This is a genomic window from Tepidimonas thermarum (genome assembly GCF_007556705.1).
In the GTDB taxonomy this organism is placed as follows: Bacteria; Pseudomonadota; Gammaproteobacteria; order Burkholderiales; family Burkholderiaceae_C; genus Tepidimonas; species Tepidimonas thermarum.
In genome coordinates, this window is record NZ_VJOL01000024.1 from 24627 (window position 1) to 39271 (window position 14645).

The 14645-nt window shown below is 69.3% G+C and carries 15 protein-coding genes; 8 read left to right on the plus strand and 7 right to left on the minus strand.

All coding sequences use genetic code 11. The features are described 5' to 3' along the window. The first annotated feature begins 6 nt into the window (after positions 1-6). The 3 genes from Tther_RS07305 (at position 7) to Tther_RS07315 (ending at position 2364) form a co-directional block, all read left to right on the plus strand. A complete protein-coding gene (locus tag Tther_RS07305; RefSeq protein ID WP_143902409.1) occupies positions 7-309 on the plus strand; it encodes a c-type cytochrome in 303 nt (100 codons plus the stop codon). An 18-nt stretch (positions 310-327) separates the two neighbouring features. Continuing rightward, the gene (locus Tther_RS07310) at positions 328-1611 is read left to right on the plus strand and encodes an NAD(P)/FAD-dependent oxidoreductase (protein ID WP_143902411.1); all 1284 of its coding nucleotides are present in this window, start codon (positions 328-330) and stop codon (positions 1609-1611) included. Positions 1612-1731: 120 nt separating this feature from the next. Then, positions 1732-2364, plus strand: coding sequence for a c-type cytochrome (locus tag Tther_RS07315; RefSeq protein ID WP_143902413.1), 633 nt, complete (start codon positions 1732-1734; stop codon positions 2362-2364). A 42-nt stretch (positions 2365-2406) separates the two neighbouring features. Here Tther_RS07315 and Tther_RS07320 read toward each other — a convergent pair whose 3' ends face one another. Continuing rightward, the gene (locus tag Tther_RS07320; RefSeq protein WP_143902415.1) at positions 2407-3750 is read right to left on the minus strand and encodes a DUF3422 family protein; all 1344 of its coding nucleotides are present in this window, start codon (positions 3748-3750) and stop codon (positions 2407-2409) included. A 257-nt stretch (positions 3751-4007) separates the two neighbouring features. Here Tther_RS07320 and Tther_RS07325 point away from each other — a divergent pair, with 257 nt between their 5' ends. Beyond that, positions 4008-7127 (plus strand): EAL domain-containing protein, encoded by a 3120-nt coding sequence (locus Tther_RS07325; RefSeq protein WP_185975032.1) that lies wholly within the window; start codon positions 4008-4010, stop codon positions 7125-7127. A 141-nt stretch (positions 7128-7268) separates the two neighbouring features. Here Tther_RS07325 and rplS read toward each other — a convergent pair whose 3' ends face one another. From rplS to rpsP, 4 genes are all read right to left on the minus strand, one after another. Continuing rightward, positions 7269-7625: a 50S ribosomal protein L19 gene (gene rplS, locus Tther_RS07330; protein ID WP_043702872.1), complete on the minus strand. Its 357-nt coding sequence runs from the start codon at positions 7623-7625 to the stop codon at positions 7269-7271. A gap of 99 nt (positions 7626-7724) precedes the next feature. Continuing rightward, positions 7725-8534 carry a tRNA (guanosine(37)-N1)-methyltransferase TrmD gene (gene trmD, locus Tther_RS07335; protein WP_143902419.1) on the minus strand — a complete coding sequence of 270 codons (810 nt, stop codon included), beginning with the start codon at positions 8532-8534 and terminating at the stop codon, positions 7725-7727. Between the two features lie 18 nt (positions 8535-8552). Then, entirely contained in the window at positions 8553-9143 is a 591-nt protein-coding gene (gene rimM, locus Tther_RS07340; protein ID WP_143902421.1) for a ribosome maturation factor RimM, read from the minus strand. A gap of 11 nt (positions 9144-9154) precedes the next feature. Next, on the minus strand, positions 9155-9424 hold the full coding sequence (rpsP, locus tag Tther_RS07345; RefSeq protein ID WP_143902423.1) for a 30S ribosomal protein S16: 270 nt from the start codon (positions 9422-9424) through the stop codon (positions 9155-9157). Between the two features lie 111 nt (positions 9425-9535). Here rpsP and Tther_RS07350 point away from each other — a divergent pair, with 111 nt between their 5' ends. Together Tther_RS07350 and Tther_RS07355 are read left to right on the plus strand one after the other, a co-directional pair. Next, on the plus strand, positions 9536-10075 hold the full coding sequence (locus tag Tther_RS07350) for a GNAT family N-acetyltransferase (protein WP_143902425.1): 540 nt from the start codon (positions 9536-9538) through the stop codon (positions 10073-10075). A gap of 89 nt (positions 10076-10164) precedes the next feature. After that, the gene (locus Tther_RS07355; protein ID WP_143902427.1) at positions 10165-10647 is read left to right on the plus strand and encodes a TM2 domain-containing protein; all 483 of its coding nucleotides are present in this window, start codon (positions 10165-10167) and stop codon (positions 10645-10647) included. On the opposite strand, the gene Tther_RS07360 is transcribed toward Tther_RS07355, so the two are convergent. Both Tther_RS07360 and msrA read right to left on the minus strand, forming a co-directional pair. After that, positions 10637-11596 (minus strand): AEC family transporter, encoded by a 960-nt coding sequence (locus Tther_RS07360; RefSeq protein WP_143902429.1) that lies wholly within the window; start codon positions 11594-11596, stop codon positions 10637-10639. The two genes, Tther_RS07355 and Tther_RS07360, sit on opposite strands and share 11 nt — an antisense overlap. A 57-nt stretch (positions 11597-11653) precedes the next feature. Continuing rightward, a complete protein-coding gene (msrA, locus tag Tther_RS07365) occupies positions 11654-12199 on the minus strand; it encodes a peptide-methionine (S)-S-oxide reductase MsrA (protein ID WP_143902431.1) in 546 nt (181 codons plus the stop codon). Between the two features lie 29 nt (positions 12200-12228). Between msrA and Tther_RS07370 the strand changes: the two genes are divergently transcribed. After that, positions 12229-13737, plus strand: a complete 1509-nt coding sequence (locus tag Tther_RS07370) for a potassium/proton antiporter (protein WP_143902433.1) — start codon at positions 12229-12231, stop codon at positions 13735-13737. Between the two features lie 116 nt (positions 13738-13853). Continuing rightward, complete coding sequence (gene kynB / locus Tther_RS07375; protein WP_143902437.1) at positions 13854-14516, plus strand: arylformamidase; 663 nt, start codon at positions 13854-13856, stop codon at positions 14514-14516. Positions 14517-14645 lie beyond the last annotated feature (129 nt).

The window sequence follows — 14645 nt, forward strand, 5'->3', positions numbered from 1 at the left end:
ACAACGATGAACAAAGGCATTCGCTACGCCCTGGCCGCCGGCCTGTTGGGCGCAACCGCGCTGGCGCACGCGCAGGTCGATCAAGTCAAGGTCTGGGCCGCCGCCTGCGCCAACTGCCACGGCACCAACGGCCACGCGGAACCCGGCATGGAGTCGCTCGCGGGCAAGAACAAAGACGAGCTGATGCAAAAGCTCATGGATTTCAAGACCGGCCGCAAACCCGCCACCATCATGCACCAGCTCACCAAGGGCTACTCCGACGAGCAGCTGCAGGCGCTGGCTGCCTACTTTGCCGCCCAAAAGAAGTAAGCCGAGGAGAAGCACACCATGCAACGTCGTCAATTCGTGTCGTCGGTCGCGGCCGGCTCTGCCCTGGGTTCGCTTGGTCTGCTGTCGGGTTGCGCCAGCGTTGGTGGCGGCAGCGGCCCCCACGTCGTCGTCATCGGGGGGGGCTACGCGGGTGCCACCGCAGCCAAATACACGCGCCTGTTCTCCGAAGGCAAGGTGCGCGTCACGCTGATCGAGCCCAACGCCAACTTCGTTTCCTGCCCGATTTCCAACCTGGTCATCGGCGGCATCAAGCAGATCCAAGACATCACCATCCCCTACGACAACCTGCAAAAGCGCCACGGCGTGCAGATCGTGCGCGACCGCGCCACGGCGATCGACCCGGAAAAACGCGTGGTCAAGCTCGCCGGCGGCGGTGAAATCGGCTACGACCGCCTGATCGTCTCGCCCGGCATCGACTTCATGTGGGAAACGCTGCCTGGCATGGCCAAGCCCGGCGCGCAGGATGCGGTGCTGCACGCCTGGAAAGCCGGCCCGCAAACGGTGGCGCTGCGCAAGCAGCTCGAAGCCATGCCCGATGGCGGCGTCTATGCGCTGTCCATCCCGCTGGCGCCCTACCGCTGCCCGCCCGGCCCGTATGAGCGGGCGTGCATGGTGGCGCACTACTTCAAGAAGGCCAAGCCCAAGAGCAAGGTCATCATCTTCGACGCCAACGACGACATCCAATCGAAGAAGGCCTTGTTCCTCAAGGCCTGGGACGATCACTACAAGGGCATCATCGAATACCGGCCCAAGCACCGGGTCGTGGACGTGGACGCCGCCACCAAGACGCTCAAGTTCGAGTTCAACGACGACTTCAAGGCCAGCGTGGCGAATGTGGTGCCCAACATGCGCGCCGGCGACATCGCGGTGCAGGCGGGGCTGGCCACGGCCAACAAGCGCTGGTGCGACGTCGACTTCCTCACCTTCGAGTCCAAGGCCGTCAAGAACGTGCACGTGCTCGGTGACGCGATCCAGATCGCCCCGGCGATGCCCAAATCGGGCCACATGGCCAACCAGCACGGCAAAACCTGTGCTGCGGCGGTGGTCAGCCTGCTCATGGGCAAGGAACCGCCGGCACTGCCGCTGTACGCCAACACCTGCTACAGCTTCGTCACCGACGAGGACGTGGTGCACGTCGCCAGCGTGCACCGCTACGACGCCGAGAAGAAGACGATGTTGACGGTGCCGGGATCCGGTGGCGTTTCGGCGCGCGCCAGCGAGCTCGAAGGCCGCTACGCGCTGGCCTGGGCGCGCAACATCTGGGCCGATACGCTGGCCTGATACCGGCTGCGGCGCAACGGGGGCCGGCACCATGCCAGCCCCCGAATGCGCCGCGGTTTTTTACGATACGTATTGCTGCATCAGCATTGACTGACATTTGTCCACACGGTACGCCAAGCCATGAAAGCCCCTGTCTCCTCCCGCAGCCGGCGCGTCACGCCGGCGCGCCTCGCTGCCGCGATCACGGTGTTGGTTGCCGCCCACGGCGCCTGGGCTCAGGCCGATGAAGCGCGCGCGCGCAAAATCGCCAATGGCGTGTGCGCCATGTGCCACGGCGACAACGGCGAATCGACCAGCGAAATCTTCCCCCGCCTCGCCGGCCAGCACCCGGAGTACATCGTCAAACAGCTCAAGGCGTTCAAGAGCGGCGAGCGCAAGAGCACGGCGATGGCCGAAATGGTGGCCAAGCTGACCGAGGACGAAATGCTGGCGCTGGGCCGCTACTACGAAAAGCTGCCCGCCGTGCGCGAAAACGTCAAGGACACCGGGCTGGCCGCCATTGGCGCCTACCTGTACCAGAACGGCAACCGCTTCAGCGGCGTGCCGGCTTGCGCCAGCTGCCACGGGCCCGACGGCCACGGCGCGGCCCACCTGCCGCGGCTCGCCGGTCAGTTCTCGGGCTATTTGTTTACCCAGCTCAAGCAGTTCAACCAGCGCCAGCGCACCAACGACAACGTGGTGATGCACACCGTCGCCGAGAAAATGACCGAGCTCGAAATGGCGGCGGTGGCCGAGTACCTGAGCACCAAGTGATGCGCGCGGGGCGCCCGGCCCCTGACCCGCGCACGGATGGCGTCAGTCGCTGTGCAGGCGCGCGTGGATGCGGCGTGTCGTGCGCCACACCCCCCACAACACGAGCGGAATCAAACCGCCGGCAGCCAATTCCGGCGACACCGGCAGCAGCCCCGCGGATTTGAGCGCCTTGGCGCCGTAGAGCACCAGGCTGATCACGTAGTACGAGATGGCCGCGATGGACAGCCCCTCCACCGTGGTCTGCAAGCGCAGCTGCAGCGCCTGGCCGCGGGTGAGCTTTTCCAGCAATTGGCGGTTTTGCTCCTCGCGCGCAATGTCCACCTGGGTGCGCAACAGCGCGCTGGTGCGGGCAATGCGCTCGGACAGCGCGCCCAGGCGCTGCTCGGTCGCACCGATGGTGGCAATCGCCGGCGCCAGCCGGCGCTGCATGAATTCGCTGATCGTCTGCGTGCCCGGGATCGCGCGCTCGCGCAGCTCAGCGATGCGCTGGGTGACGATGCGGTCATAGGCACGCGTGGCCGCGAAGCGGTAACCGTTTTCGGCGATCGTGCGCTCGATGCGCGCAGCCAGGGCCACCAGCTCGTCGAGCAACGCCTGGTCGGAACGCGTCTTGGCCTCCATGTCGGCGGTCAGGCGCGCCAAGCGGCTTTCGGCCTCGGCCAGCGGCGCGCCCAGCGCCTTGGCCACCGGCAGGCCCAGCAACGCCATCATGCGGTAGGTCTCGAACTCCAGCAGCCGGGCCGACACGCGGCCAGCCCGCGTCTCGCTGGTGCCGGGCTCGCACAGCACCAACATGCGCTCAAAGCCCGAGGGGCGCAGCCGGAAGTCCGTCACCACCATCGAGTGCCCCTGCTGCCCCAGCAACGAGGCCACCACCGCATGGTCGCCAAACCACGCGCGCGCCTGGGCCAGCCGCGCCGCCGGATCATCCAGATCCGCCGTGACCATGACGAGCTGGATCGCGCAGATGGTGCGCCCCGGGATGCCGGCCCACCACGAGGGCGGCACCATCAGGTGCGGCAACAGATCGGGGTCGCGCGCGCCGTCCGGCCCGACCCCGGGCGGCAGCGGCTGCACCATGGAATAGCGCGTGAACTCGGTGTGCCGCTCCCACTTCAGCGTAAAGCCCGGCGGGCAGCGCAGCCGCAGAAAGTGGCCCTGCAAATCCTCAGCGGTCAGACCCTGCTGGCCGGGCAGCCGCTGCAAATGGGCGAGCTCCTGCGCGCGATCGACGCCATCGTGCAGCACCGCCACGTACACCACGAGGGCGGGCAAGCGGATGCGCGCCGGTGGACGCGCATGCACCTCATCGTGCAAAGGGCGCCGGCGCGGATCTTCCACGGGCAACGCGGCTGGGGTACCCCCACTGGCATCACGCTCGATCATGAGGCGTGACCTTAGCACAACCGACAGCTTGCCAAGATGTCATGTTCTGGTCAAAAATCATCGCGGTGCTGGCAAACCCTGGCTGCAAACGCCGCTGGCGCAGGCATACTGGGGTGGGACGCAGCATCACGGTGCTGCCGCCACCACTGCCCCGGTTCACACGCATTTGCCTGGCTGTCATGGCTGAACCACCACATGGCCTCGGGAGGGGCCAACCGGGGGGCATCATGCCCCGTGCGCTGCATCCGCCTCGATGGATGCCGCGCGCGCTCGCCACCGCCGCGCTGGCGTGGGGGCTGGCCACGGGGCCCACGGCGCTGGCCCAAACGCTGCCGCCCGCGCTCAAAACGCACAGCGTACCGATGTGGTTGATCGACCCCGGCGACGGCACCATCGTGGACGCCAACGCTGCCGCGCAGCAGTTTTATGGCTATGCGGCCCTGGGGCAGCCCGGCGGTATGAACATCCAGGCGATCAACCAACTCTCGGAGGCCGACATCCGGGCCGAGATGGCGCGCGCCAAGGCCGAAGGACGGGGGTATTTCCTGTTCCCGCACCGCTTGGCCTCGGGCCAGGTGGTCACGGTCGAGGTGCACAGCGCGCCGGTCACGATCGAGGGCCGCTCGCTGCTGCTGTCGGTGTTGCTGCCGGAAAGCCGCAGCGTGACCCTGGAAAAGGAATTGCAGCGCTACCAAAACCGGCTGGAGGACCTGGTCGCGCAGCGCACCCGGGCCGCGCTGGAAGCGCAGGCCGAACGCACGCGCGCACTGCAATGGGCACTCGCGGGGGCGCTGGCCGCCGCGTTGGTGCTGGCGGTGGCGGTGGTGTTGTTGCGGCATGGGGCGCGGCAGCGGCGCGAGCTGACGCAGGAGCTCGAAGACGCGCTGCGCGGCGCCCGCATGGGACGGCTGCGCTGGAACATCGCCACCGATGCGTACACCCCCTGCCCGCGCCTGCGCCGCCTCATCGGGCGCGACGACCCCTTGCCCTGGTCAACCGCCACCTGGAGACAGTGGCTGCATCCCGACGACATCCAGCCGATCGCGCGCGCGCTGCGCGCCCACCTCAAGGGTGAAACCGAAGCCGCCGATTTGCGCTTTCGCGTCCAGCATGCGGATGGCCATTGGATCTGGTTGCGGCTGTGGGGCCGCGTCATTGCGCGCGACCCGCGCACGCAGCGCGCCACGCTCATGGCCGGCGTGGTGCGCGATGTGAGCGCCGAAGTGGCGCTGGAACAATCCCAGGCTATCGCGGCCAGTGTGTTTCAGGACGCCGGCGAAGCCATCGTCATCACCGACGAACGCGGTACCGTGCTCGATGTCAACGCGGCGATGCTGCACATGAGTGGCTACCGCCGCGACGAGCTGGTCGGGCGCGCCCACCTGCCGTGGCGCCCGGCCGACCGCCATGGGGTACCCGGATGGCACCAGTTGCGCCGCCACCTGCTGCGCGACGGACGCTGGCACGGCGAAGCCTGGTGGCGCCGGCGCGATGGCACCGAATTCCCGGTCATCGAGACCATCTCGGCCGTGCGGGACGACCATGGCCGCATCATGCGCTACGTGGCCATTGCCCAGGACATCTCCGAACTGAAAGCGCAGCAACAGGCACTGGAACACCAGGCGTATTACGACGCGCTGACGGGCCTGCCCAACCGGGCGCTGCTGGCCGATCGGCTCGACCTCGCGATCGCCACCGCACGGCGGCACAACCGGCGCGTCGCCGTGGCCTACCTGGATCTGGATGGCTTCAAGTACGTCAACGACGTGCATGGGCACACCCAGGGCGATGCGGTGCTGCGCCGCGTGGCCCAGCGGCTGCAGCTCGCGCTGCGCGACGGGGATACATTGGCGCGCGTCGGCGGTGATGAATTCGTCGTCGTGTTGTGCGACCTGGACGACAGCGACCGCTGGATCGGGGTGATCGAGCGGCTGATCGATGTCAGCGCCGAACGCATCACGGTGGCTGACCACGAAGTGCGCCTGACGACCAGCGTGGGCGTGACGCTCTACCCCGACGACGGTGCCGACGCCGAGGTGCTGTTGCGCCACGCCGACCAAGCCCTGTACCGGGCCAAGCGCGAGGGCAAAAACCGCTGGTGCTTGTTCGATCCCCGCGAAGATGAGGCCGCTGCGGCCCATGCCGAGCTGATCGCCGACGTGCGGCGGGCACTGGCAGCCGGCAACGAATTCCGCTTGTTCCTGCAGCCGCGCGTGGCGTTGACCGACGGCACCATCCGCGGCGCGGAGGCGCTGCTGCGCTGGCAGCACCCGCAACGCGGCTTGCTGGCCCCGGCGGCCTTCCTGCCGGCCATCGAGCTCGACGAGGTGATGAACACCCTGGGCGACTGGGTGCTCGACGAAGCCTTGCGGCTGCTGCAGCAGTGGCACGATGCCGGGCACCGGGCCTGGATGCTGTCCGTCAACATTGCGGCGCGGCAACTGCGCGACCCGTCCTTTGCCGAGCGGCTGGGGCAGCGGCTGGCGCGCCATCCGCAGCTCGACCCGCGCCGGCTGGAGCTCGAAATCGTCGAGTCCAGCGCCCTCGAAGGCATCGATGCGCTCGAGCGCTTGCTCGAACAATGCCGTCGCTTGGGGGTGGCCATTGCCATCGACGATTTCGGCACCGGCTACTCGTCGCTTGCCTACCTCAAGCGTCTGCCGGCCAGCGTGGTCAAAGTGGACCAATCCTTCGTGCGCGACATCTTTGACGACGCGAGCGATTTGCGCATCGTCGAGGGCGTGGTGGCGTTGGGTCAGGCCTTTGGCCTGCGCGTGGTGGCCGAGGGCGTGGAAACCGCGGCGCACGGTGAATGGTTGCTGCGGCTGGGCGCGGATGAGGCCCAAGGCTATGGCATTGCCCGCCCGATGCCGGCCGACGCCTGGGCGTCGTGGGTGGCCAGCTGGCAGCCGCCACCGTCGTGGCAGCGCTGGCGCTCGATCGCCCGCTCACCGTGGACGCGCGCGTTGGCCCGCCTGGAAGTGGAGCACCGGGCCCAGCTCGCACGCCTGGCGGAACGGCGGGCGCCCCCCGAGGCCGCCACGGCCTGTCCGGTGCACGACGAACTGTTGCGGGATATCCCACCGTCCGTGCGCCAGTGGCCCGAGTACGCCGCCATGGTGAACGCACATGCCGCCGTCCACGACGCTGCGCAGCGCTGGTGGGACCGCACCAACGGCCCCGAGGACCCCATGCGCGACCCGGATGTGGTGCAGGCCCACCGGGCGTTCGTGGAGGCGTTGCAAGCCCTGCTCGTGCGGCTGGCGGAACCCACCGTAGCGCCACCCCATCCCGACGCCTTCCAGCGCGTGCCGCCGCCACCTGCGGGGGTTGGCATGCGCCGCAACGACGCGAACCCGGCCCCCGAGCCGGCGTGATGGCGGCCACCTGCGCCGCTGCGGCGGCGGCTTACGCCAGGGCGGGCGTCGCCGGCGCCAGCCAAAACAAAAACCCGCCGGGCGCTGACGCCGGGCGGGCGGTGGCACGGATGCGCCAGGCTTTTGGTGAAAGCTGTGCGCTCAGGCGCCCAGCTTCTCTTTGATGCGGGCGGACTTGCCGGTGCGGCCGCGCAGGTAGTACAGCTTGGCGCGGCGCACGTCACCGCGGCGCTTGACTTCGATGCTGGCGATCAGCGGGCTGTACAGCGGGAAGGTGCGCTCCACGCCCTCGCCGTTGGAGATCTTGCGCACGATGAAGCTGGAGTTCAGGCCGCGGTTGCGCTTGGCGATGACCACGCCTTCGTAGGCCTGCACGCGCTTTTTGTTGCCTTCGATGACGTTGACATTGACGACCACCGTGTCGCCCGGGGCAAACGCCGGGATGGTCTTGTTGAGGCGGGCGATTTCTTCCTGCTCGAGGATTTGGATCAGGTTCATGGTTGACATCCGCGATCATGGCTGCGCTGCGCCCGTGCACGAAGCAGCGCCCTTGCGCCGCCCCGCCCGGGGCCTGCTGCCCCGAAGCCAGCCAGAGGATCAAAGCTTTTCATTATAACCTGCTTCGCGCAGCGCTTGCACATCCGCCGGGTGTAGCCGCCCCTGGGCCTGCGCCCGCGCCAGCAGATCGGGGCGCCAGCGCGCCGTTGCCTGCACCCGCTGCGCGCGGCGCCAGGCGTCGATTTCGGCATGGTGCCCCGACAGCAGCACCGGCGGCACCGGCATCGGGCCCTGCGGGCCGTGCCACACCTCCGGCCGGGTGTAGTGCGGGCAGTCGAGCAAGCCGTCAACGGCCGGGTTGAACGAGTCCTGCTCGGCGCTGGCGGCATCGCCCAGCACGCCGGGCTGCAAGCGCGCCACCGCATCCAGCAGGGCGACGGCGGCAATCTCCCCGCCCGACAGCACAAAGTCGCCAAGGCTGATGTGCGCATCCACGCAGGCCTCGACGAAACGCTGGTCCACGCCCTCGTAGCGCCCGCACACCAGGATCGCGCCCGGACTGTCGGGCCGCGCATACCCGGCCACCACCTCATGGGACAGCCGCGTGCCCGCCGGCGAAAACAGCACGGTGGGCACATCCACGCCCGACCCCGGCGCGCGCCGCGGCGGCAGCCCGCGGTCGGTGCGGATGGCTTGCCAGCAGCGGTAGAGCGGCTCGGGCAGCATGACCATGCCCGGCCCGCCGCCAAACGGTCGATCGTCCACACGGCGGTAGTTGCCCTCGGCAAATGCGCGCAGCGGCCACAACCGCACCTCGACCCGTGAGTCGGCAAACGCCCGGCGCGTCACCCCCACCCGCAAATAGGGTTCGATCAACTCGGGAAACAGGCTGATGACGTCAAAGCGCATGGCGCGCAGCCGCTGCCGTCAATAGTCGGGCTGCCAGTCGACGGTGATGCGCCGCGCCGCGAGGTCCACCGTGTCCACGTAGGCGCTCACAAACGGGATCAGCCGCTCGACGGGCGGGGTGCTGCGATCGTCGCGCAAACACAGCACCGCATGCGGCCCGGTGGAGAGCAAGTCCTCGACCACGCCCAGCACCACGCCTTCGCGGTTGACGACCGACAACCCGATCAGATCGACCCAATAGTACTCGTCCGGGCCCTCGGTGGGGGGGAAGTCCGCGCGCGACACGAAGATGCGTGCGCCGCGCAAGCGCTCGGCCAGACTACGGTCGTCCAGCCCTTCGAAGCGCGCCACCCAGCCGTCGCCCTGCGCACGCACCTCCGCCACCGTGACGACCGCGGTGCCGTCAAAGGCGTCGAAGGCCCGCGCACGCGCCGCCATGGGCGCGGGCGGCGCCAAATACCACCGGCGCGCATGCCGCAGGGCATCGCCGCTGGCACTCAGGGCGTGCACACGCACCCAGCCGCGCACGCCCCACGCTTCCTGCACATGACCAACCTCGATCGCGTCGGCGGGCCGCTCGGCCCCCTGCCAGGGCAGGAGATCGGTCATGCCGACACCGTTCAGGCGGCGCTGGCCTCGGCCTGCACGACCTTGGGCGCTTGCTTGAGCAGGCGCTCGACGGTCTCGGACGGCTGGGCGCCGACGCCGAGCCAGTAGGTCAGGCGGTCTTGGGCGATGTTGAGCGGCACGTCGTTGCCGCGCGCCAGCGGGTTGTAAAAGCCGATGCGCTCGATGAAGCGGCCGTCGCGGCGGCAGCGCTTGTCGGCAACGACGATGTGGTAGAACGGGCGGGCCTTCGAGCCGCCACGGGCGAGTCGGATCACGACCATGGTTTATCCTTGCGAACTGTTCGACGAGACGGTGGAGGCAACGCCTGAGACACGACGACTGGCCACCCGGCCAGCGAAACGTTGCAAACCCGCCATTATACCCAGCGACCTGTGAACGCCCCCCTGATCCGCCCCAGTCGAGACGACGACCTGCCCGCCATCGCCGCCCTGTACGGGCACCACGTGCTGCACGGCACGGGCACCTTCGAGACCGAGCCCCCCAGCGTGGCCGAGATGACGGCGCGCCGCGCCGACGTGCTGGCCAAAGGGCTGCCCTGGCTGGTGGCCGAACAGGATGGCCGGGTGGTGGGCTTTGCCTATGGCAACTGGTTCAAGCCGCGCCCCGCCTACCGGTTTTCGGTGGAGGATTCGATCTACATCGCACCCGACGCCCTCGGGCGCGGGCTGGGCCGGGCGCTGCTGGCCGAGCTGCTGGCGCAGCTCGAGGTGCGCGGCATCCGCAAAGTCATGGCCGTCATTGGCGACTCGGCCAACGCCGGCTCGATCGGGCTGCACACCGCCCTGGGGTTCGAGCGCGTGGGGGTGGTGCGCGCCTGCGGCTGGAAGTTTGGCCGCTGGCTCGACATCGTGCTGATGGAAAAAACCCTGGGCTGGGGCGACCGCACCCCGCCGAGCGAGGACGGGCGATAACCCCGCGCGCACGCCCAGCGCCTGCCCTGGCACCGACCCGCACCGTTTGGCCATCTGCGACACAGCCCCACTGCTTGATCCCACCCACCATGGTTGCCGATCCACGCCCCACCGCCCACCGCCGCCCACGCAACAAAACCGTGGCCGCCTGGCTTGCCTTTTTGGGTGGAGGGTTTGGTTGGCACCGGTTCTATCTGTACGGGCTGGGCGATGTCTGGGGCTGGGCGCATGCCATCCCGACGGCGCTGGGCCTGTGGGGTGTGGACCGTGTGCTGACGTATGGCCAAGACGATCGGCTCTCGTGGGTGTTGCTGCCCTGTCTGGGCCTGGGGCTGGTGGCGGCATGCCTGTCGGCCATCGTGTACGCGCTGCAGCCCCCCGAACGCTGGAACGCACGCCACAACCCGACCCAGGCCGCCGACGCGCCTGCCGGGAGCACCAACTGGCTGACCGTCATCGCGGTGGTGCTGTCGCTCATGGTGGGCGCAACCGCGCTCATGGCGGGGTTGGCGTTTGGCTTCCAGCGCTACTTCGAATACCAGATCGAAGAGGGCCTGCGCATCAGCCAATGACGTGCTGCACGAGCAGCATCCAGGCGCTCAGGCTCAGCAGCCCCAGCGCCGTGGAGACGGCCGTGGCGGCCGTGACCTCGTCTTGCGCAACACGGTAGCGCTGCGCGAACAAAAACACGTTGGCCCCCACGGGAACGCCCGCGGCCACCACCAACACCGCCCACGGCAAACCGCGCAATCCCCACAGCCACGCGCTCAGGGCCACCAGCAGCGGCAGCGCCAGGTTTTTGGCCACTGCCACGCCCCAGGCCGCGCGCCAGCGCCCGCGCAGCGGCGTGTAGGCCAGGCTGATGCCCACCAACACCAGCGCCAGCGGCCCAAACGCCTGCCCGAGCAGGTGCAACGGCCGGTCCACCACGGCGGGCAGGGTCCAGCCGGTGGCGCCCCACAGCAGGCCACAGGCGATGGGCAACGGAATGGGGTGGATCACGGTGCTGCGCAAGGCGCTCCAGGCGGCGCGCGCCACCCGCGCGGGCGTCGGCGCCGCGCTGTCGGCGCTGCGGGCCTGGGCCAGCTCCAGCGCCACCGAGGCCACGGTCAGCAGGATCAGCGCATGCACCGCGATGAGGGTCAGCAGCGTCACCAGGCCCGACTGGCCGTAGGCAAGACCGATGAGGGCAATACCGATCATGACCAGGTTGGAAAACGCCCCGCCCAGCGCGAGCACCACCCCACGGGGATCGAAGCCTCGCCACGCGATTTGCAGCACGAACCACGGCAACGTGGCGCTGAAGTACGCCGCCACCGGGCGCCAATCCAGCGTCTCCAGCCGCACCTGGGCCATGGTGCGAAACAGCAGCGCCGGAATCAGCAGCACAAAAACCAGGTTGGACAGGTCTTTGACCGCAGCGGCCCCAACCCAGCCACGCCAGCCCGCCACCACGCCTGCGCCAATGAGCAGGAACACCGGGGTCAGGGCTTGGACGACGGGATGGTCGGCGACGATCACGACCGACAGTGTAGTGGCCGGCGCGCGCCGTGCATGGCGCCTGCGCGACCCGGTGCGTCAACCCGGTGCGGGCTTGAGGTAGCGGGCAAAAACGCGCTGCAGCTTGGCCACCTTGGGCGCGGCCACCGCCAGGCAGTAGCCGTGGTCAGGGTGGCGCGCGAAAAAGTCCTGGTGCTCATCTTCCGCCGGCCAGTAGTGGCGCAGCGGCTCGACCTCGGTCACGATCGGGGCACCCAAGGCGCCTTCGGCGTCCAGCTCGGCGATCAGCGCACGCGCCACCGCCGCCTGCTGCGGCGTGGTCCAGTAAATGCCGCTGCGGTACTGGGTTCCGATGTCTGCCCCTTGGCGGTTGGGCGTGGTGGGGTCGTGGGTGGCAAAAAAGATGGTCAGCAGCTCGCGCACCCCAATCACCGCCGGGTCGTACACCAGCTTGACGACTTCGGCGCAGCCCGTTGCCCCGGTGCACACCTGCGCGTAGGTCGGCCGCTCGGCCTGCCCATTGCTGTAGCCGGACTCCACATCCAGCACGCCGCGCACGCGGTCGAACACCGCCTCGGTGCACCAAAAACAACCGCCTGCCAGGACCAGGGTTTCGGTTTGCATGGCCCGAATTCTGCTACGGTCGGGGGACCATGGTACCTTTGCTGGATTTTTTGGCGCTGCCGCTGCTGACCGCCGCGGCCCTGCTGTTGCTGAGTCTGGTGGCCGGGTTGTTCTCGGCACGGCTGGGGTTTTCCTTCCTGCTGGTGTTTCTGGTGGCGGGCATGCTGCTGGGCGAGGACGGCCCCGGCGGTGTGCCGTTCGAGGATTTTCGGCTGGCGTTCTGGGTGGGCAACGTGGCGCTGGCGGTGATCCTGCTCGACGGTGGGCTGCGCACGCGCTACACCACGTTTCGCACCGGATTGCGTCCGTCGCTGGCGCTGGCCACGCTGGGCGTGGTCATCAGCGCGGCGCTGACCGGCGTGGGCGCGTGGCTGCTGCTCGGGCTGGACTGGCCGCGTGCGCTGCTGCTGGGCGCCATCGTGGGCTCCACGGACGCCGCGGCCGTGTTCTCGCTGCTGCAGACGTCCGGCGTGCGGCTGCGTGAGCGCGTGGCCTCGACCCTGGAGATCGAGTCGGGTCTGAACGACCCGATGGCCGTGTTTTTGACCCTGGCGCTGATCGGGGTGGCCACCCTGCCCGGGGCGGCGGCACCCGATGTCGGATGGGCGGCACTGCAGGCGTTGGGACAGCAATTCGGCTGGGGGCTGGCGCTGGGTGGCGGGCTGGGCTGGGCGTTGGCCGACGCTTTGCGGCTGCTGGCACGGCTGACCCGCCCGGGCAGCGGGGTGCGGGCGTTGCTGGTGTTGTCGGCCGGGCTGGCGGTGTTTGCGCTGACCACGTGGATCGGCGGCTCCGGGTTTTTGGCGGTGTACGTCTTTGGGCTGGTGCTGGGCAACCGCGCCCGTGGGTCGGTAACGCCGGCGCTGCAGGCCATGGATGGCTATGCCTGGATGGCCCAGGCCAGCATGTTCCTGCTGCTGGGGCTGCTGGTCACCCCCACCGAGGCGTTGCGCATGCTGCTGCCGGCGCTGGGCGTGGCCGCCGTGCTGATGCTGGTGGCACGGCCGGTGGCGGTCTGGGTGTGTCTGTGGCCGTTTCGCTTCCCCGCGCGGGAGGTGACCTTCATCGCCTGGGTGGGGCTGCGCGGCGCCGTGCCCATCGTGCTGGCGGTCTTTCCGGTCATGGCGGGTGTGGAGGGGGCCAAGACCTTTTTCCACGTCGCCTTCGTGGTGGTGCTGGCGTCGTTGCTGCTGCAGGGCAGCACCCTGCCCTGGGCGGCGCGCAAAACCGGCGTCGCCCTGCCCGACCGCGACGACGCGGCTGCGGCGCGGCGCGTCTATGGCGACTTCGAGGTCCCGGCCGACACGCCCATGGCGGCACTGTGCCGCTTCTACGGCTGGCCGCCGGTGGCGGACGAGCAGCTCTCGGTCGGCGCGTGGTTTGTACGGAGCAGTCGGCACCCACCCGTCGAGGGCGACCAGTTGCGCTGGGGGCCGGCCGAGCTGAGCGTGCGCCGGCTGCAGGATGGGGCGATCGTGCGCATCGGCATCCGCCTGGACGACACGGGCGAGGCCGAAGGGGACGGCGGGGCGACCTGAGCGCTGCGGCGCCGCGACGCCGCCGGGAAAAGGACTTGACACCCCAATCGGTGGTGATCTGTCGCAAAAAACCGACACCACGGGTTGGACGGCGGTGCTACTGTCGCCCCATGACGATGCCTGCGTCCGACCCCTGCACCACGCGCCGCCTGTGGGACATTTCGCCCCCGGTGGACGCGCAAGCGCCCGTCTTCCCTGGCGATACGCCGTACCAACAGCGCTGGGTGGCCACGATCGGCCCCGGCTGCCCGGTCAATGTCAGCGCGATCACCACCACGCCGCACGTGGGGGCACACGCCGATGCACCGCTGCATTACGACCCTGCCGGCGAGCCCATCGGCGCCGTGGACCTGACCCCCTACCTGGGGCCGTGCCGCGTGGTGCACGCGCTGGGGTGCGGGCCGCTGATCACCTGGGCGCACGTGGCGCACGCCATGCCGGCGGGTGCGCCCTGCCCGCCCCGGCTGCTGGTGCGCACCTACGCGCAGATGCCGCAGCAGGTCTTTGACGAGGCGCTGCCCGGCTTCGACCCCGCGCTGCTGGAGCGGCTGGCCGACCGGGGCGTGTGCCTGATTGGCACCGACAGCGCCAGTGTGGACCCCGCGGCAAGCAAGACGCTCGACGCGCACCAGGTGCTGCGCCGGCGCGGCCTGCGCGTGCTGGAAAACCTCTGCCTCGACGCCGTCCCCGAAGGCGACTACGAACTGATTGCGCTGCCGCTGAAGTGGATGAGCGCTGACGCCAGCCCCGTGCGCGCCGTGCTGCGCGCCCTGGCCTGAAGCGCCTGCCCCCACACCCGCCCCGGGCAGGGTGGCCACCCCGATCAGCGCCAGGGTCAAAAACACGGCCATCGGGTCGTTCAGACCCGACTCGATCTCCAGGGTCGAGGCCACGCGCTCACGCAGCCG